The 18,595-nt window shown below is 34.8% G+C and carries 17 protein-coding genes; 16 read left to right on the forward strand and 1 reads right to left on the reverse strand.

The window, feature by feature from the left end; genetic code table 11:
• Positions 1–21 precede the first annotated feature (21 nt).
• From ACH6C1_RS03930 to ACH6C1_RS03990, 13 genes are all read left to right on the forward strand, one after another.
• A complete protein-coding gene (locus tag ACH6C1_RS03930; RefSeq protein WP_374074776.1) occupies positions 22–693 on the forward strand; it encodes a sugar transferase in 672 nt (223 codons plus the stop codon).
• Positions 694–713: 20 nt separating this feature from the next.
• Positions 714–2,153, forward strand: a complete 1,440-nt coding sequence (locus ACH6C1_RS03935; protein WP_374074778.1) for an O-antigen polymerase — start codon at positions 714–716, stop codon at positions 2,151–2,153.
• The gene (locus tag ACH6C1_RS03940; RefSeq protein ID WP_374074780.1) at positions 2,119–3,255 is read left to right on the forward strand and encodes a glycosyltransferase; all 1,137 of its coding nucleotides are present in this window, start codon (positions 2,119–2,121) and stop codon (positions 3,253–3,255) included. The genes ACH6C1_RS03935 and ACH6C1_RS03940 overlap by 35 nt, the downstream gene beginning before the upstream one ends.
• Positions 3,256–3,269: 14 nt before the next feature.
• Complete coding sequence (locus tag ACH6C1_RS03945) at positions 3,270–4,262, forward strand: glycosyltransferase family 2 protein (RefSeq protein ID WP_374074782.1); 993 nt, start codon at positions 3,270–3,272, stop codon at positions 4,260–4,262.
• A 5-nt stretch (positions 4,263–4,267) separates the two neighbouring features.
• Complete coding sequence (locus ACH6C1_RS03950) at positions 4,268–5,272, forward strand: glycosyltransferase family 2 protein (protein ID WP_374074784.1); 1,005 nt, start codon at positions 4,268–4,270, stop codon at positions 5,270–5,272.
• 14 nt (positions 5,273–5,286) lie between these two features.
• Positions 5,287–6,453 carry a beta 1-4 rhamnosyltransferase Cps2T gene (gene cps2T, locus ACH6C1_RS03955; RefSeq protein WP_374074786.1) on the forward strand — a complete coding sequence of 389 codons (1,167 nt, stop codon included), beginning with the start codon at positions 5,287–5,289 and terminating at the stop codon, positions 6,451–6,453.
• Entirely contained in the window at positions 6,446–7,315 is an 870-nt protein-coding gene (locus tag ACH6C1_RS03960; protein WP_374074788.1) for a glycosyltransferase family 2 protein, read from the forward strand. Before cps2T ends, ACH6C1_RS03960 begins: the two co-directional genes overlap by 8 nt.
• Before the next feature lie 17 nt (positions 7,316–7,332).
• The gene (locus tag ACH6C1_RS03965; protein ID WP_374074790.1) at positions 7,333–8,757 is read left to right on the forward strand and encodes an oligosaccharide flippase family protein; all 1,425 of its coding nucleotides are present in this window, start codon (positions 7,333–7,335) and stop codon (positions 8,755–8,757) included.
• A gap of 4 nt (positions 8,758–8,761) precedes the next feature.
• Positions 8,762–9,640, forward strand: a complete 879-nt coding sequence (rfbA, locus tag ACH6C1_RS03970) for a glucose-1-phosphate thymidylyltransferase RfbA (RefSeq protein ID WP_374074792.1) — start codon at positions 8,762–8,764, stop codon at positions 9,638–9,640.
• 15 nt (positions 9,641–9,655) lie between these two features.
• Complete coding sequence (rfbC, locus tag ACH6C1_RS03975) at positions 9,656–10,213, forward strand: dTDP-4-dehydrorhamnose 3,5-epimerase (RefSeq protein WP_374074794.1); 558 nt, start codon at positions 9,656–9,658, stop codon at positions 10,211–10,213.
• Positions 10,213–11,076 carry a dTDP-4-dehydrorhamnose reductase gene (rfbD, locus tag ACH6C1_RS03980; RefSeq protein ID WP_374074796.1) on the forward strand — a complete coding sequence of 288 codons (864 nt, stop codon included), beginning with the start codon at positions 10,213–10,215 and terminating at the stop codon, positions 11,074–11,076. The genes rfbC and rfbD overlap by 1 nt, the downstream gene beginning before the upstream one ends.
• The gene (gene rfbB, locus ACH6C1_RS03985) at positions 11,073–12,089 is read left to right on the forward strand and encodes a dTDP-glucose 4,6-dehydratase (RefSeq protein ID WP_374074798.1); all 1,017 of its coding nucleotides are present in this window, start codon (positions 11,073–11,075) and stop codon (positions 12,087–12,089) included. The genes rfbD and rfbB overlap by 4 nt, the downstream gene beginning before the upstream one ends.
• Before the next feature lie 261 nt (positions 12,090–12,350).
• A complete protein-coding gene (locus ACH6C1_RS03990; RefSeq protein WP_374074800.1) occupies positions 12,351–13,118 on the forward strand; it encodes a tyrosine-protein phosphatase in 768 nt (255 codons plus the stop codon).
• A gap of 45 nt (positions 13,119–13,163) precedes the next feature.
• On the opposite strand, the gene ACH6C1_RS03995 is transcribed toward ACH6C1_RS03990, so the two are convergent.
• Entirely contained in the window at positions 13,164–15,155 is a 1,992-nt protein-coding gene (locus ACH6C1_RS03995) for a hypothetical protein (protein WP_374074802.1), read from the reverse strand.
• 296 nt (positions 15,156–15,451) lie between these two features.
• Between ACH6C1_RS03995 and ACH6C1_RS04000 the strand changes: the two genes are divergently transcribed.
• The 3 genes from ACH6C1_RS04000 (at position 15,452) to ACH6C1_RS04010 (ending at position 18,483) form a co-directional block, all read left to right on the forward strand.
• Entirely contained in the window at positions 15,452–16,399 is a 948-nt protein-coding gene (locus ACH6C1_RS04000) for an LCP family protein (protein ID WP_374074804.1), read from the forward strand.
• An 89-nt stretch (positions 16,400–16,488) separates the two neighbouring features.
• Entirely contained in the window at positions 16,489–17,418 is a 930-nt protein-coding gene (locus tag ACH6C1_RS04005) for an LCP family glycopolymer transferase (RefSeq protein ID WP_483887686.1), read from the forward strand.
• A gap of 246 nt (positions 17,419–17,664) precedes the next feature.
• Positions 17,665–18,483: a phosphodiester glycosidase family protein gene (locus tag ACH6C1_RS04010; protein WP_374074808.1), complete on the forward strand. Its 819-nt coding sequence runs from the start codon at positions 17,665–17,667 to the stop codon at positions 18,481–18,483.
• The last annotated feature ends 112 nt before the right edge of the window (positions 18,484–18,595 follow it).

An 18,595-nucleotide genomic window follows, 5' to 3' on the forward strand; every position in this document is an offset into this window, starting at 1 on the left:
TTGGGAGGGAGAGGACAACAAATGACAGGATCAAAGCAGCATATGTATAAAGCTGTTGAGGCAAAAACTATAATAAAAACTGAAAATAAAAGCTATCTTTTTGTTAAAAGATTTATCGATATTTTCTTATCTCTGATTAGTATCATTTTACTCCTACCTATATTTGTTCTGATTGCTCTATTAATTAAGCTAGAAGATAGAAAAGGACCGTTCATTTTTAGCCAGGTTAGAGTTGGAAAGGATGGTCGTAAATTTCAAATGTACAAGTTTCGTTCTATGGTATCTAATGCTGAGGATTTACTAGAGAGTTTGCTAGAACATAATGAGGCTAGTGGACCGTTATTCAAAATGAAAGAAGATCCTAGAGTGACTAAAATCGGAAAGTTTCTTAGGAAAACTAGCTTAGATGAGATACCGCAATTATTAAATGTACTCAAGGGAGAAATGTCACTTGTTGGACCGCGGCCGGCATTGCCAAGAGAAGTCGAAACTTATTCATCATACGAACGAGAACGACTTAAGGCTGTTCCAGGATTGACTTGTTTTTGGCAAGTCGAAGGTAGAAGTAACTTGAGCTTTAAAGAACAGGTCGAATTGGATTTGAAATATATCAATAGTCGCAATCTTTTACTTGACTTAAAACTTATTATAAAAACTTTTAAAGTGCTAATAGGTTCAAAGGATGCTTATTAATATATGACGGAAGGGTAAATATGATCATTTCACAGGTACGAGTCAGAATATATATTTTTCTTTTATTCATCAGTATTATGCTTGGAATAACTGCAGTTTGGATGGGGGAAAACTTAAGTATCACCTTTTTTGCGATGATAGTAAGTTTAATACCACCATTATTGTATATGGTTATAGCAGCTTCAAAAAATAAAGGATATATATTCCTTACAAATCCTCTTTTATTGTATAGTGCATTTTTCTTCGTGTTTTTTGGACTAGGAGGACTATTATATGCTGGAGCCTTTGAAAGTTACTCCGATATAGGCGGTAAAGCTACTATTCTGGGTGTTGTAGGTTATTTGTGTGGATATTTATTTTCTAAGCTTTTACTTGATAAGTACAAGAAACGTAAAGTACAGCACAAGGAAATTTACAAAACTCAAATTCCACAATCTCTACAATTTGAAAAGTTACTTTTTATTATAGGGTTTGTTGGCTATTGTCTTTATATAATTCAAATTGGGCAAATTCCATTATTAATGAATAATCTGGAACAAGCACGAGTAGATGCTTCTTTAAAAGGGGGCGCCATTTTAAATATACTAAGTTATTTCCTAATCTTTTCATCAACGATTGGTTTTCTAAATTATATGATTATTAAAGTGAAAAAATTGAATATAAAACATCACTCTATTATTCGATATTTATTAGCCATCGCATTTTTATTATCGTTAGGAAATAGAGCTCCTGTATTCAGTCTTCTTTTTTCATCGTTATTAATTTTCATATTCGTAAAATATAAGGGGAAGATAAAGTTACCTAGATTATTATTAATAGGTGTGTTATCTGGACTAGGAGTTTTTATTTTTGTAGGAGGATTTGGGGCATATCGCGTAATTAATACCACTTCTTTTCATTCTTATCCCGAGTTCTCTAACTATTTGGATAGTAATAACTATTTAGGTCTAATGTATTATGTTTTTACACATTATCTTACAGTGGGTTTTGAGAATTTTATGAGAGTACTGGTAGTGGTACCGGATATTTTAAATTTTCGATTTGGTACCTCCTATTTCGATTCTCTTTTAACGATTTTACCGGGAACTCAATATACTTTAGATATGCAAATAAAAATGGCTCTAAACCAAACTTATTTAGGGGGAGGAACAGTACCTTCAGTATTAGGAGAAGCTTTTGCTAATTTTGGTGTCTTAGGTTGGTTTATTGTACCATTCATTAGTATGTTTCTACTTAAATTACTTTATAACGCTTATCAAGGTAGCTCAAATAATTTATTCAACATAGTCATATATATCTATTTATTGAATCACTTTAGTAATAGCTTGCTATCTGGTTTGGCAGCTTCAAGTATTTTACCGTTTGTAACAATTTTTATATACCTTACTTATGGCTATTTTATTAGTAAACGAAAAGGAGTTAAATATGGGAAAGTTATTAGTAATGATATCTCCACATAACTTTTATAATCATGTAAATAGAAAAAAAATCAATAGACCCTTAAAATTTGCTGAGTTTTTTAATAAGAATAAGGCAATTTCACAGGTAATGGTAGTTAATAGATTGAACCCTATATTGTTTATTAAAGGATTAAAAGATGATAGAAGATTAATTATAAAAAAAAATATACTATTTAAACTTTATCAAGATAAGGATGGAATATCCTATTTAGAACACTTTCTACCATTCGGATTCTTAGAAAGGTCTTTATTGCCATGGTATATAAAAAAAGTGGTAAAAGAAAGATCTAAAGACATGATTTTATGGATAGGGGACCCAAAATCAGTTGAAATTGCAGAGCATATTAATGTTCCTAGTATATTTGATGCTTATGACGATTGGTCCATTTCTCCATTATTTTTAAATAGAAAACGACACATAAAACATATAACTAAGGGCTATCAAACTGCAACAGAAATGGTAGATATCATTACTGTGAATTCTAAATATATGAGAGATAAGTTCAGAGATTCTAATAATGTTCATATAATTAGTAACACATCATCAATTAACGATGAAAGTAAAGAAGAAAAATCTAAGTTCGAAATAGATTCTTCATATAAATATTTTGTAGGGTATGTAGGTAATATCCATGAAAGAATAAATCTTGAAATAGTTCATTATTTAATTTTTAATATGCCAGATACTTTATTTGTATTTATTGGGAAGAATGATTTTGAATCTAGTGCGTTTGTAGACTTAGTTACTAATAATACAAACATAATACATATACCTGAGGTTCCTTTCTCTAAAGTACCCTCTTATATAAATAAATTCGATGCATGCATAGTACCGCATTATCTCGATGATTATACACTGTCTCAGGATTCAATGAAGATATATGATTACTTAGCAATGGGCAAGCCTATTGTAACTACAAGCATACCTCCTGCTCCTGACCTAAGTGAATATCTTTATGTTGCTAATACGAAAGAAAAATTTAAAGAACAGCTTGAGATTGCATATGCAGAAGATGAGGAAGTTAATAGACATAAAAGAATAAATTTTGTTAGCGAAAATTCTTGGGCAGAAAAGATAAAGTCCATAGTTAAGCTATTTTAAAGGGTGGAACCAAAATGAAAAGTTTAACTGTTTGTATTGTGACTTGGAACAGTTCAGAGCATATAGCTAGATGCTTGGAATATCTTAATAACCAGTCGTATTCTGATTACGAGTTGCTTATTATAGATAACAATTCAGTTGATGATACAAGAGAAATAATCAAAGAATGTGCTCCTAATGCTAAATTAATTCATTCCGAAAAGAATTTAGGTTTTTGTGGGGGTCACAACTTAGGAATCAATGTTTCTAATACAAAGTACTACATGCCTTTTAATCCTGATATAGTCGCTGAGAAAGAATTTCTGGAACAGATGGTAAGGAGCATTGAAGGTACAAATGATATTGGTTCTGTATCTGGAAAGCTACTAAGGTACGACCCAATTAAAGAACAAAAAACTAATGTAATTGATTCGACAGGAATAATATTCAAAAGAAATAGAAGAAGTCTTGATAGAGGTGCGGAAGAAATAGATAAAGGTCAGTACAATGAAATGGAGTATGTATTTGGCGCTTCTGGAGCTGCACCTATATATAAGAGAGAAATGCTTGAAGATATAAAAATTAATAATGAGTATTTTTTGGAGTATTTCTTTGCATATAGAGAAGATGTAGATTTGGCATGGAGAGCACAGTTAAAGGGATGGAAATGCCTATTCAATCCTGCTGCGAGATCATACCATGTTAGGCACAATACTCCTGAAAAAAGAGCATTAATGTCTGCTTCTATCAATATGCACTCAGTAAAAAATAGAATAATTATGTTAATTCAAAATGAGTCTAAAAGAGGAATAATTTTAGACGGTTGGAATTTTATAATTTACGATCTTATGATAATAATTTATGTCTTATTCCGTGAACATTCTTCTATTCCTGCCTTAACTTTTATCCTAAAAAGTAGAAAAAAGATACTTGGAGTCAGAAAAGTAATTCAAAGTTCTAAATCGACTAAGAGCAAAGAAATTATTAAATGGTTTGGTAGAATAAATGCCGAAGTTTATAAGGGGTAAAAAAATTGAAGGCAAATACTCTGAGTACTAGTATAGTAACCGTTACCTATGGTTCTCGCCAAAATTTGTTGAGAAATCTTCTTGAATATGTCAAGGAAAATGAACAGGTAAGTAACATTGTTATTGTAAGTAATGGTTCTAACCTTGAGGAACTAAAATTAATATACAATAATGATAAATTTATTTTTGTTGATTTAGCTGAGAATACAGGATCTGCAAATGCATACCAGATTGGCATAGAAAAGGCGAAAACATTACCTTCAGATTATGTATATTTATTAGATGATGATAATACACCTAGTCGAGAATCACTGGATGAACTATTTCATTTTTATAATATTTTATCAGCTAAAACTAAAAATATTGCTTTATTATCTCTCAGAGAAGATAGAAAAGACTTCTTAAATGTTTCAAAAGGAAATAAGCCAAGTAAGGAATTTAAATTAGGAAATAGTTTTCTCGGATGGCATTTAAAAGATATACCCATTAAAATTTTTAGGAAGTTGAAGGGCAATAAGATTAAGGATATTCATTCAATTCCATATGCAGAAGTGCCTATTGCTCCATACGGTGGACTATTTTTAAGAAAAGAAATGTTAGATAAATCCCGCTTACCAAATAGTGAATACTATTTATATTGTGATGATTATGATTTTACATATGGTCTTCGGAAAGATTTAGGTGCACGAATTTATTTGATTCCCTCAAGTAAAGTAATAGACATGGATGAGTCATGGTTTGTAAAGAGTAAGGATGGTTTTGTTAAGTCATTTCTAACTAGTAATAATGATATACGTATTTACTACAGCGTTAGAAATAGAGTATATTTTGAAAAAAAAGATCTCGTTACAAATTTACCGGTTTATTACATTAATAGATTTTCTTTGATGTTAATATTATCAATATTAAGCAAAGTACTTAGGAAGAAAGAACGTTATGAACTTTTAAAAGAAGCTATTAATCACGGTGATAATGAGATTCTCGGTAAAAATGAACTTTATGTATATTAGAAGGAGGACTCATTATGAAAAATGTATTCATTATTGGTTCTAAAGGCATACCAGCAAAGTATGGAGGATTTGAAACATTTGTAAATGAACTTACTATTAACAGAAAAAGTGAGGACATTAAGTATTATGTATCATGTTTATCAGAAACTAGTAATGATAGATCTAATTATGAAGGAGTTGAACTATTTAATATTAAGGTTCCCAAAGTAGGAAGTGCAACTGCAGTACTGTACGATTTGAAGAGTTTAAGTGCAGCACTAGATATAATAGAAAGTGAAAAATTGAAGGATTCCACAATCTATATACTAGCATGTAGAATAGGGCCATTTATGAAATTATTTGATCAGAAAATCAAGAAATTGGGCGTGAAAATTTTCTTAAATCCGGATGGCCATGAGTGGAAGAGAAGCAAGTGGAATGCAGCTATTAGAAAGTATTGGAAGCTATCAGAGAAGTTAATGGTGAGAGGTTCTGATTTAATTATATGTGATTCAGTTAATATTGAAGAATATATAAAAAAAGAGTACAGCTCTTATCAACCTAATACAACATTTATTCCTTACGGTGCATATTCTTTAGAGGAAACTAGCAGTAATTTAGAAAGACTAAGATCAAAATATGTAGCATTTTGTGAATCACATACAATACGAGAGAACAATTATTATCTTATAGTTGGAAGATTTGTTCCCGAGAATAATTATGAGCTAATTATTAAAGAATTTATGAAAACTAACATAAAAAAAGACTTAATCATTGTTTCTAACGTAGAACAGAATAAGTTTTATGAATACTTAATTAAAACTACTGAATTTAATCAAGATAACAGAATTAAATTTGTAGGAACAGTATATGATCAGGAGTTGCTAGTTGAATTAAGACAGAAGGCAAGTGGCTATATTCATGGTCATGAAGTTGGAGGTACAAATCCTTCCTTATTAGAAGCTCTAGCTACCACCGATCTTAATTTATTACTAGATGTTAATTTTAATCGAGAAGTAGGATCCAATGCTGCATTGTATTTTAGTAAAGACAAAGATAAATTATCCAAATTATTAACTGCTTTGGACACTTTCAGCACAGAAGAAAAGAGAAATCTAGGTAAACTTGCTAAGAAACGGATCAATGAAAAGTATTCTTGGGAAAAAATAATTAATAAGTATGAAACTGTTTTTCATGGATAAAGGAGATAAAATGATAGCAGGCATAGTTGTCTTATACAATCCAAAATCAGATATGGTTATAAAAAATATTTCAACCTATTTAGAATATATTGATTATTTACTGGTTGTTGACAATTCAGAAGAAAGTAATGCTGCATCGTTCTCGCAATTAATAGAAAAGGAAAATATAGAATATCTTTCTTTGGGAGAAAACAAAGGAATTGCTTTTGCGCTAAATTGTGGCATTAAGTTTGCACTTCAAAAGAAAGCAGACTATTTATTGACAATGGACCAAGACAGTTATTTTAAACCAGAGGAAATAAAGAAATATATAAACTACATATATGGAGACTTTATGGAACTAAAGAAAGCTGCTTTACTTAGTCCAAAGCATACAGTTCCATATCTAAAGAACGATGAAGGTATTAAAGAAGTTAAGACAGTTATGACTTCTGGCAATATAATTGATCTACATAAAATTAGTGAAATTGGACTGTTTAAGGAAGATTTGTTTATTGATTCCGTTGATCATGAATATTGTTATAGAATTAAAAACTCTGGATACAGAGTATATAGAAACAACAATATTGCTTTAGAGCATAATCTTGGTGAATTACAAGAAAGGCTTTTCTTGGGGAAAAAATTAGCAGTTACTAATCATAATTATATACGCAGATATTATATTACGAGGAATCTACTATGGGTTTATAGAAATTATCAATCGAACAAATTAAAAGTTACCAAATTTACATCGATGTATCTTTATTGGACACTAATTACTATTTTGATATATGAAAAGGATAAGTTAAGAAAGTTCAAAAGTGTATTAAGCGGATACAAAGATTATAGAAGGGGTGAATTAGGAAAAAAGATTTGGAATTAGGAGGAGCTTGAAAGAATGTGGTAAAAAACTATTTATATAATTTAATATATCAAGTACTAAATTTACTAATTCCGTTCTTAATTACACCATATATTGCACGAGTTCTCGGCCCGAGTAATTTAGGAATTTATGCATATACATTCTCAATAGTGCAATTTTCCGTAATAATTATTTTATTAGGTGTACCTCTATATGGAAATAGACAAATTGCAACAGTGTCTGACAGTAAAGACAAGATAAGTAAGGTATTCTGGTCGATATATTCTATACAATTTTTCGTAGGCTGTATCATTCTTATTTTTTATCTTATTTATGTTACTTCAATTACCGGAGAAATAAGATTAATTTCAATGTTTCAAGGTATATTTTTGATTGCTTCACTTTTAGATATATCATGGCTATTACTAGGTTTACAAAAAATGAAACCAGTCCTTTATAGAAATATTATAATTAAAATCTTGTCTGTCGTATTAATATTTATGATGGTGCGTCACACAGATGATTTACTTCTATATACAATTATAATGGCTGGAAGTACATTAATGGGCCAAGTAATTTTATGGTTGGGAGTTAAAAGGCATATAAATTTCACTTTAAATAGTTTAGAAATTAATAAACATTTAAAGCCTGTAATGATTTTATTTTTACCATCAGCATTTGGTCAAATTTATTTATCTTTGGATAAGGTGATTTTAAATTATTATGCTACGTCATTTGAAGTCGGTTTATATGATCAAGCAATGAAAATTATAAAATTAATTACAGTGGTAATAACCTCTCTTGGAGTAGTAGTTCTTCCTAATATTGCAAAAGCTTTTAGCGTAGGAGAAGTATCTAAAATAAAAAAGATAGTCGATGTGGTATTAAGATATATTTTGTTCATTTCTTTGCCTCTCATCTTGGGTATTATTGCTATATCAGAAAAATTTGTTTACTGGTACCTAGGTGATGAATATGAACAAGTTTCAACATTATTAATAATCATTAGTCCTATTATTTTATTCATCGGGCTAGGAAGTTTATTTGGAATCCAAATCTTAGCAGCCACTGGTCAGAATTTGAAGTTAACATTATCAATTCTTTTTGGAGCTCTGGTCAGCATATCATTAAACTTTATATTTGTACCATCATATGGAATGTACGCTACTTCTATAGTTACACTTATAACAGAAATTCTAGTAGCAAGTTTACAGCTCTATTATGTAAGATATTACATAAGTTTCTTATCAGTATTCAAGGGGCTTTGGAGATACTGCTTTGGATCTCTATGTATGTTTTTAATATTAATTTTTTTAAATGAACTAAGTAATGTATCTCTCGCATTTACAGTTGTACAGATAGTAGTTGGTACTATTAGTTACATCGTAATAGTATTTTTGTTAAAAGACGAACTATTAAGATCTTTTATTAAATTGATAAAAAGTAAATTTAGAAAGGGCTGATTTTATGAAGGGAATTATTTTAGCAGGAGGAAGTGGAACGAGATTGTATCCACTAACCATGGTAACAAGTAAACAGCTTTTGCCGATTTACGACAAACCTATGATTTATTATCCACTTTCTACCTTGATGCTCGCTGGTATAAAGGATATTTTGATTATATCTACACCTGAGGATACACCGCGCTTTAGTGAATTGCTTGGAAGTGGTTCTCAGTTTGGTGTGAATCTAGAATATAAGGTTCAAGATAGTCCCGATGGGCTGGCACAAGCTTTTATTATAGGCAAGGACTTCATTGGAGATGATTCTGTAGCTATGATACTCGGTGACAATATCTATTATGGAAGTGGTTTACGAAATAGTCTATTGAGAGCAAGTCAGAAAGATAATGGAGCAACTGTATTTGGTTATCACGTGCCAGATCCGGAAAGATTCGGAGTAGTGGAATTCGCAGAGGATGGAAAGGTAATTAGCGTAGAAGAAAAACCTGTTGAACCAAAATCGAATTATGCAATAACAGGTCTGTATTTCTATGATAACCGCGTAGTTGATATCGCACAAAGTATAGAGCCATCAGAAAGAGGAGAATTGGAAATTACCTCAATAAATGAAGCTTATTTGAATTTAGGAGACTTAGACGTGGAGCTATTAGGAAGAGGTTATACATGGTTAGATACTGGTACTCATGATAGCCTTACTGCGGCCACTAACTTCGTACGAACAGTAGAAGAGCATCAAGGAATAAAGATTTCAGCTCCAGAAGAAATAGCCTATTTAAATGGCTGGATTTCAAAAGAACAATTGTTGGATTCTGGCGAAAAATTCTCTAAAACAGGATATGGGCAATACCTATTAAAAGTAGCGAACGGAGATATTCGATATTAATTAGGAGGTTTTCAAATGGAATTGATGGAGACAAAATTATCCGGAGTAGTCGTTATCTCTCCAACTGTACATGGGGATAACAGAGGATGGTTTATGGAGACGCACAGCTCTGCAAAATTAATTGGAAATGGTATTGATTTAAATTTTGTCCAAGATAATCACTCTTTTTCAAGTGAAAAAGGTACCTTAAGAGGGTTGCATTATCAAATGATGCCTAAGGCTCAGACTAAACTAGTTAGATGTACAAGAGGAAGTATTTATGACGTAGCTGTGGATCTAAGAGAAGATAGTCCAACTTTTAAACAATGGTTCGGTATTGAACTTAGTGCAGAAAACAAGAAGCAATTGTTAGTCCCTAAAGGATTTGCTCACGGATTTATCACACTTACTAATGACGTAGAAGTCCAGTATAAAGTAGATGAAGTCTATTCACCTGAACATGATAGAAATATCTTGTGGAATGATCCTGAGATTGGAATTGAATGGCCTGCCCTTGAAGTGACGTTATCAGAAAAAGATAGAAATGCTCCATTATTAAGAGATGCTGATAATAACTTTAGGGTGGATAACTAATGAAAATTCTTGTGACTGGCTATACGGGTCAACTAGGTTATGATGTTGTCCGAATTGGGGAGAGTCGTGGGTATCAGATGTTTGGCGTAGGTTCTAAAGAATTAGATCTAACCGTAGAATCAGAGGTTGAGCGTGTAGTATCAAGCTTTAATCCTGATGTGATCATTCATTGTGCAGCCTACACAGCAGTTGATAAAGCTGAAGAAGAAAAAGATATTTGCTGGGATGTAAATGTGAACGGTACTAAATATCTTGCAAACATAGCAAAAGAAATAGGTTGTAAATTTCTATTTGTAAGTACTGATTATGTATTTAACGGTGAAGGAGAAACACCTTTTAAAGAAGAAGATTTACCTTCTCCAATTGGTTATTATGGACATACAAAATTTGAAGCTGAATCAATCATACAACAAACTTTATCAGAATGGTTTATATGCAGAATATCATGGGTTTTTGGTGAAAACGGAAATAACTTTGTTAAGTCAATGCTAAGATTAGCCGAAACTAGAGATGAATTAAATATTGTACATGATCAGGTTGGATCGCCAACCTATACATATGACTTGGCAAATCTATTACTAAATATGATTAAAACGGATAAATATGGATTATACCATATATCAAATGAAGGCTTTTGCAGTTGGGCTGAGTTTGCAGAAGAAATTTTTAGAGTAGCAAACAAGAATGTAAATGTAAATCGGATAACTTCTGCTGAGTATCCGACACCTGCAGCTAGGCCAAAAAATTCCCGTATGTCAAAGGACAAGCTAGTGTTAAACGGATTTGACAGGCTTCCAAACTGGAAGTCAGCTTTGAAACATTATCTAGCAGTTGGAGAAGAAGAGGAGACGATACAAAGATGAAAATTCTAGTAACTGGTGGAGCGGGATTTATTGGAGGGAACTTTGTAAAATATATGGTAAACAAGTATCCAGAGTACCATATCTTTAATTTAGATACTTTAACATATGCAGGTGATTTAACAAAGCATCGTGATGTTGAAGAACGAGAGAATTATTCCTTTATAAAAGCTGATATTGCAGATAGAGAAATAATAAACGAGTTCTTTAACAAGGAGAAGTTTGATTATGTAGTACATTTTGCAGCAGAAAGCCATGTTGATCGTTCTATTACAGAACCAGAAATTTTTATAAAAACAAATGTCCTTGGAACACAAGTGTTACTCGATGCCGCTAAATCAATAAATATTAAGAAATTTGTACATGTATCAACTGACGAGGTATATGGGGAATTAGATTTTGATCCTGAAACTTTCTTTACCGAGGATACGCCGCTACAACCTAATAGTCCTTATAGTGCAAGTAAAGCATCATCAGACATGATAGTACGTGCTTACTACGAAACTTATAATATGCCAATAAATATTACTAGGTGCTCTAATAACTATGGTCCATATCATTTTCCGGAAAAGCTTATACCATTGACTATTTCAAGAGTCTTAAATGATGAAAGGGTCCCAGTATACGGAGATGGGAAAAATATTCGTGACTGGTTGCACGTAGAAGATCATTGTTCAGCAATAGATCTTGTTATGCATGCAGGTGATTTAGGTGAAGTTTACAATGTCGGTGGTCATAACGAGAAGACCAACTTAGAAGTTGTTAAGACAATAATTAGCGCTTTAGATAAATCTGAAGACTTAATAGAATTTGTCGAAGATCGTCTAGGTCATGATAAACGTTATGCAATTGATCCAACGAAATTAGAAAAGTTAGGATGGAGACCTACTTATAACTTTGAGACAGGTATAAAGCAAACAATCGATTGGTACCTGGCTAATAAAGCTTGGTGGGAAAATATAGTTAATGGTGACTATAAGAATTATTTTGAAGAACAGTATACATTCACAGAATAAGAGAAAGGAATCCGTATTTCGTACGGATTCTTTTTTATTTTATTAAGATAAAATATGGTTCCTTCTGAGGATATTTACTTTTATAGACATAAAACGAAAAATAGTCATAAGGCGCTTTTAAAAAACTTAGGATTTTAATGAAGAGAGCGTTAACTTTAATTCATTGGAGATTCTAAAAAAGTGAGACAAAAGTGAGACATTCTTTATCTCATCTCATGCTACCATTTCAGTAAGCATAGCTACTGAAACGGAGGCTTCCTAATGATAGATATCCACTGCCATATCTTGCATGGTTTAGATGATGGTCCGAGTACGCTGGAGGAAAGCTTGAAAATGGCGGAGGAAGCTGTATTTGAGGGAATTGATACAATCGTGGCTACTCCGCATGATCAGAGTCGGCATTCTTTTAATAATCGACAAAGGATTTATGCCAGTATAGAAGAATTTAATGAAATACTTCGGGAAGAGGGAATTCCATTACAGGTTCTACCTGGACAGGAGACGCTAGTATCAAATGATTTACTTGAGGATCGGGATTTTATGGATCTGCTGGCAGTTAATACGAATACAAGCTATCTTTACTTGGAGTTACCTCAGAATCCGCTTCCTAGCTATGTGAAGCAATTGATCCGGGAGATGCAGGCTTCTGGATTTCATCCTGTGATTGCTAGTCCGGAGAAGAACGTGTATGTAAATCAGCAGCCGGAATTTCTCTATGAGCTAGTCAAAAACGGCTGCTTCGTACAGATTGCTGCAGGGAGTATCAATGGGGATTATGGTGGGAAGGTACGGAAACTTACACAGCAGTTGATTGATTCCAATCTAGTTCACTTTATTGGTTCGAATAATCATCAATCTGGTAAAGGATTTGGTTTGCTGAGGGCTTATCAGGAAGTAGGAAAATCATTTGGCAATCAAGCTGCTTATATGCTGATGAATAACAGCTGGAAGATGGTAGAAGGTGCAGTGGTTATAAGGGAAGAGCCTGAAAGAATTGGCAGAAGAGGGCTTAAAAAGCGGTTTGTATAATACATAAAAAGAAGCGATACAGCGGTTCACTGTGTCGCTTCTTTTTTATAATGCTAGTATATCAGTAAGTTTTTGAATTGCTTTCTTCTGCTGGCGATAAAAAGTAGCTCTGCTCATATTGCTTGCAGCTACGGCTTTTACTATATTATTCGGGTAGCGGACAAAGCTGTTTAATAGTACGTCCTGTTGTTCTTTAGAAAGTCCACCAGGATTTTGAAGACATTGCAAAACCTTTTGCTGTACAGCTCGTCCATCGTGACAATCTGTGAACATGCTGCAATAACGGTTTAACTCGTTAGGTGACTGGATCGATTGAAGGATACGCCGCATGTGATTTACAGATAAGCTGTTCTGTTTATGTTGTTCTTCCGGCATCATGTGCAGGACCCAATCACCAAAAGGTCTTGTACGCAGATCCAGCTCCATAATGTCAGCTTTCGCCCAGGAGGTATCGCAGCTGGTGTCTATTACAGGGCGGCTGTTAAAGCCTATTGTACGCAGGAACTGTTTGAGTGAATTGTTCGTAGCTACAAGTATAGCTCTTCTGCCTGACTCTAACTTCACAAGCTGCTCTACAATCAGCATGCCGACTAGTTCTTCTCTTGTATAGGCAGTAATGTCATTCTGTGCTGTCACAAGTATGGGAATATAAGTATCTGCTTGCAATGCAGCGTGTCTGCATCCCTTTGCTGTAAAGATAGCATTCAGCTCATTCTGAAAATGCTGGAGCAGCAAAGGAGCTGTTCGTGTCGTATAAAGCACCGTGATGAACATGCCGATCGGCTTATTCGTATAATCGCGTAAAATGGTTATACTGTCTGGATCCATTTGAACCACGGCATCCAAGAAATCATGGTAGTTCTGGTTATGTTCTTTATCTACACTATAAAAACACCATTCCTCCAAAAGCTCATGAAGCAGGGGAAGGTCACTGGCTATCAGCTTGCCTGTTCGCACCTGATGAATTCGCTGCGTAAAACTTGCATAAGCATTATGTTTTGGCCACATCGCTTGATTCATCTTGAGCAGCGCAGATGCAATGATTACACGATCTGTTTGAGAAGCATGTGTAAGCTCTCGATACAGTGCCCGCATGCAAGATCGATGAAGCTGATAAAGTCTGGTCGGCTCCCTCAGCTGGAAATCCTGGAGTAAGTAACTTTTCGCCACGTCATGCAGCTTCAATCCAAAAGGGTGCAGATCAATGAATGACAGCAGTTGCAGATTACGATAATCTTCCAGGCTCACCTTCCGCCCGAGTACAGCTTCGAATATTTCTTGGTTGGCATACTCCATGACAATAAGTACTTCAAGTAGCGGGTGGAGTGAAACAGCGGTTACTTCTTTTAATATTTTCGCACTGATCGTTTGACTAACAGCGCGCACATCTGGATTTGTACTTGTAGTAACCATGTCTACAGCTAAGGCAAGGCTTAAAGGCAGTCCGTCTGTTTTATTCGCTAAGTCATGAATTTGTTTGGGAAACAAAGAGGTTGTTTTCTCAATATATTGAACCGATTCCTCATAAGATAGATAATCCAGCGGTAAAGATAGTGTCTGTATATGTGCAATGGATATGGGCAAGGGCTTTCGGGCAGCAATTACTATCCCAATGCCATTCACAGCTAACTGTGGAACAAACGTGTGCAAAAACCAGTCTCTTACTTCTGCAAGTCCCTCAAAATGATCGATATATAGGAGTAGTCTAATGCCTGTTGGATTATGGAACAACACATCCAAAGGAGCTTTTTGATGGAAGGATTGCAACAGGCTATGCACATATTCCATAAAGCTTGCTGGTGTTTGCGGACAGGCATTGCCATCCAGAAAGACTGTTCTGACATTTTCTTTTTTTGCGAGATAGTTCATCCTTGCCAGCAAAGAACTTTTCCCAATGCCTCCCATACCAGAGATGGCAAATATAGCAGACATTGCGTCATTATTCTTTAACCAGTCATGGAATACTGTTAATTCCTTTTGGCGACCAACAAATACTGGCTGACGTGCTGCCGGCTCAATGGGGACTATTCCTTCCACCTCGCTTTATCCTCCCTCGCTGTTATAATCTACTAATACTATAAGGATATATTACTATATATTTTGAAATTAATAAGATAAATGACAAAAAAAGACAAACAAAATGTAATGAAATATCCCGTACATTTGTACCGGTTCGTTATACAAATAAATAACTACAAATAAGTTCTGACTGGCCGTACAGTAAATTGGTTTATTTATACTGGATATTCTTTGCAAAAATTATTAAAACTATATTCCGTATAGGCATTTCATGCTATTATCTTTAGTAGGTATTTTCAGAAAGGCGGATAATTGTGACTTTACAACGTCAGAGGCGTAAGAAAAAGAAAGTGCGCAAATTCAGACTGTTTATGATGGTATTTCTGATCGCATTCTTAGCGATTGGAAGTTATGCTGCATATGAATATATTTCTGCCTCGCGAGCTGCGAACGCAGATAATAATTTAAGCGATGAAGTTGAATTCAATGGTTCCGACGAAAATGTTGATAACGTAAATGTACTTGTACTTGGCAGTGACTCTCGCGGAGGAGATAGTGCACGAGCAGATACAATCATGATTGCCAATTACAGTTCGGATACGAAGCAGCCAAAGCTGATCTCGATTATGCGTGATACGTATGTGAATATTCCAGGGTACGGTTATAACAAAATCAACGCTGCTTATTCAATTGGCGGTCCTGAACTAGTACGCAAGACAGTTACCGAAAACTTTGGTATTGAGATTAATTACTATGCAGAAATTGATTTCAAAGGCTTTGAAAAGCTTGTTGATGCCGTAGCACCAGACGGAATTGAAGTAACAGTAACACCTGAGATGACAACTGACCAGAAAGCATTGGGTGTACAGCTGACAGAAGGCACGCAAAGACTTCACGGTGAAGAGCTGCTAGCATACAGCCGTTTCCGCCATGATGCGAATGGTGACTACGGTCGGGTACAGCGACAGCAGGAAGTCTTAGGTAAGCTGAAAGAGGAAGTTGCCAGTGTAACGACTGTTGCGAAGCTGCCTAAGATGATTGGTATTGCCAATGGGTATATCAGTACAAATGTCCGTAACGGCTTGTTGTTGTCGATGGGAACAGATGTCCTAAGAGGAAAAACAGAGGATATGGAGACTATGCGTATTCCGATGGATGACACCTATCATGATGCTCGCTATGATGTAGGAGCAGTGCTAGAATTTAATGTGGGCGGCTTGGAACAGAATGCCCAAGAAGCGCAAAACTTCTTAAATCAGTAATATAGACCTCTTCTTTTTACAATTAAACGGAAAAAGAAGAGGTTTTTCTGATATAATTTAATTTCCAGTGGTAGCAGAATAAGGGGGATATGGTTTTGGGCAGGAAAGAAAAGCGTAAGAAGAAAAGAACTTGGCTGAAAGTAACCTTGAGTATTATTGCTGTATTAATAATTGCAGTAGCAGCAACGGGCATCTATGCTGCCAATAAAGCGAAGACGACAGTTAATACGATGCAAAAAGGCTCAGACTCAATTGACATGAAACAATCAGTGACAAAAGTGAAGGATCAAGAGAAGTTGAATGTATTGCTGCTTGGAGTGGATCAGCGTGATGATGATGCAGGGCGCTCCGATGCACTGATGGTAATGTCGCTTGATCCAGCGAATGATTCTATGAAACTAATAAGTATTCCTCGTGACTCACGTACAGAAATTGTAGGACATGGTACAACCGATAAAATTAACCATGCGTATGCATTCGGCGGGGTTGATATGACAATTGATACAGTAGAGAACTTCCTGGATACAGATATTGATTATTTCGCTGAAATGAACATGGAAGGCTTGTCCGACTTTGTGGATGCAGTTGGCGGTATCACAGTGAATAACCAGCTTGATTGGATCGATGAAGGGTATTACCAAAAAGGCTATCACTATGCACAGGGAGAAATTCAACTGGACGGACCAAAAGCAATGGGCTATGTACGCATGCGCCACTTGGATCCAGATGGCGACTTTGGCCGTAATGCTCGACAGCGTCAAGTAATCCAAGCGGTTATCGATAAAGGTGCAAGCATCAACTCTGTTAGCAAAATTGATGATATTTTAGGTGCGCTAGGTGATAACGTTCAAACGAATATGGACTTCTCAACGATGACGGATCTGTTCAAGAACTACCGGAATGTGCGTCAGAACTCTGAGAATTACCAAATCCAGGGTGCAGGCACAACCATCGATGATATTTATTATTATGAAGTTTCTCAAGAGGAACGAGATAAAGTCCATGATATGATTTCGTAACAACTAAGAAATAGCCTTCCTAATTATTGGAAGGCTATTTCTTTTGTCCTTATTATCATCCATATAATTGTTATAACTTAATCAGAAAGCCTTGTTCTTGTCTGTGCTATCAGAACTGTTTTTTACAGTTTCTCCTTCACATCTTCTAGCCTTATCGCTCTATTTATACCTTAAACCATTAATGATAACCTAGAAACTGCTTATGTTTCTACTACTAACCTAAGGCAACTAAAAGGAGCACGCCGCATGAAGCAGCCATTCAAAATAGGTTTCATTTGCTTAACAGTATTGCTATCTTTCATCATCCTTCCTATAGATCTTTCCCCATCCACCTATGATAAAACCAAGGTGGTTTTTAATTCCTATGACTACAATGATTCCGTTTATTATGTAACCAAAATATATTATCAGAATGAACTTGGTAAGACCTCCCCGGTAAAGAAGGCATATGCAAACGATGACTTCGGCAAAGGCCTGGAGGAGGTACTATCCTTTTCAAAGAGACAGGATGCTAGCGTGGCGATCAATGCCAGTGTATTCAATCCCGACAAGGGTGAGGCTTATGGTATACAAATGAAAGATGGGAAATTCCAAAAAGAGGAAAGTGATTTGGGTAATAGCTGGCTGCTTGGCAGTGATCGTGCAGGCCGGCTGTATACGTTTCAGTCACGCTTTGCGGATAAGGAAATAAAAGAGAAGAATATCGTGAATACGTGGCAAGGTTTCTTTCCTTTGGTTGCAGATGGTGAGTGGAAAAACTACTATCGCTCCTATACCATTCCAAATATAAAAATCGATAATCCTCGGCAAATCATCATGCAGGATTATTACAACAATACATACATCTATACATTCGATGGCAGAACAGAGCAAAACAGCGGCATAACGTATACGGACTTTTATCACATCATCAAAAACAAAATCAAATACATACGGGTTGCATATGTGCTGGATGGAGGAGGAAGTACATCTCTTGTCCTAGATGGGAAGGCGACGAATGATTTAATTGGAACAAGTAAGGAAAAAGACGGGAGAAAAGTTGCTGATTATATCTATTTCGACTAAAATCTTCATTACTTTCGTCATCTTTCGTGCGGAGAAGGATGAATCTATAATTTTAAGCGAATGTAAATTATCTTTTTTTATTTGTAAATATTAGTGAAGATATGAGAGGAGA

The sequence above is a fragment of the Terribacillus sp. JSM ZJ617 genome (assembly GCF_044383785.1).
Lineage (GTDB): Bacteria > Bacillota > Bacilli > Bacillales > Amphibacillaceae > Terribacillus.

What these genes read in the sequence shown, in the direction of transcription:
- ACH6C1_RS03930 (WP_374074776.1), top strand. Translation starts at nt 22, where the DNA reads ATGACAGGATCAAAGCAGCATATGTATAAAGCTGTTGAGGCAAAAACT.
- ACH6C1_RS04005 (WP_483887686.1), top strand. Translation starts at nt 16,489, where the DNA reads ATGGTTTTGGGCAGGAAAGAAAAGCGTAAGAAGAAAAGAACTTGGCTG.
- ACH6C1_RS03960 (WP_374074788.1), top strand. Translation starts at nt 6,446, where the DNA reads ATGGATAAAGGAGATAAAATGATAGCAGGCATAGTTGTCTTATACAAT.
- ACH6C1_RS03990 (WP_374074800.1), top strand. Translation starts at nt 12,351, where the DNA reads ATGATAGATATCCACTGCCATATCTTGCATGGTTTAGATGATGGTCCG.
- ACH6C1_RS03945 (WP_374074782.1), top strand. Translation starts at nt 3,270, where the DNA reads ATGAAAAGTTTAACTGTTTGTATTGTGACTTGGAACAGTTCAGAGCAT.
- cps2T (WP_374074786.1), top strand. Translation starts at nt 5,287, where the DNA reads ATGAAAAATGTATTCATTATTGGTTCTAAAGGCATACCAGCAAAGTAT.
- rfbD (WP_374074796.1), top strand. Translation starts at nt 10,213, where the DNA reads ATGAAAATTCTTGTGACTGGCTATACGGGTCAACTAGGTTATGATGTT.
- ACH6C1_RS04010 (WP_374074808.1), top strand. Translation starts at nt 17,665, where the DNA reads ATGAAGCAGCCATTCAAAATAGGTTTCATTTGCTTAACAGTATTGCTA.
- ACH6C1_RS03940 (WP_374074780.1), top strand. Translation starts at nt 2,119, where the DNA reads ATGGGAAAGTTATTAGTAATGATATCTCCACATAACTTTTATAATCAT.
- rfbA (WP_374074792.1), top strand. Translation starts at nt 8,762, where the DNA reads ATGAAGGGAATTATTTTAGCAGGAGGAAGTGGAACGAGATTGTATCCA.
- rfbC (WP_374074794.1), top strand. Translation starts at nt 9,656, where the DNA reads ATGGAATTGATGGAGACAAAATTATCCGGAGTAGTCGTTATCTCTCCA.
- ACH6C1_RS03935 (WP_374074778.1), top strand. Translation starts at nt 714, where the DNA reads ATGATCATTTCACAGGTACGAGTCAGAATATATATTTTTCTTTTATTC.
- rfbB (WP_374074798.1), top strand. Translation starts at nt 11,073, where the DNA reads ATGAAAATTCTAGTAACTGGTGGAGCGGGATTTATTGGAGGGAACTTT.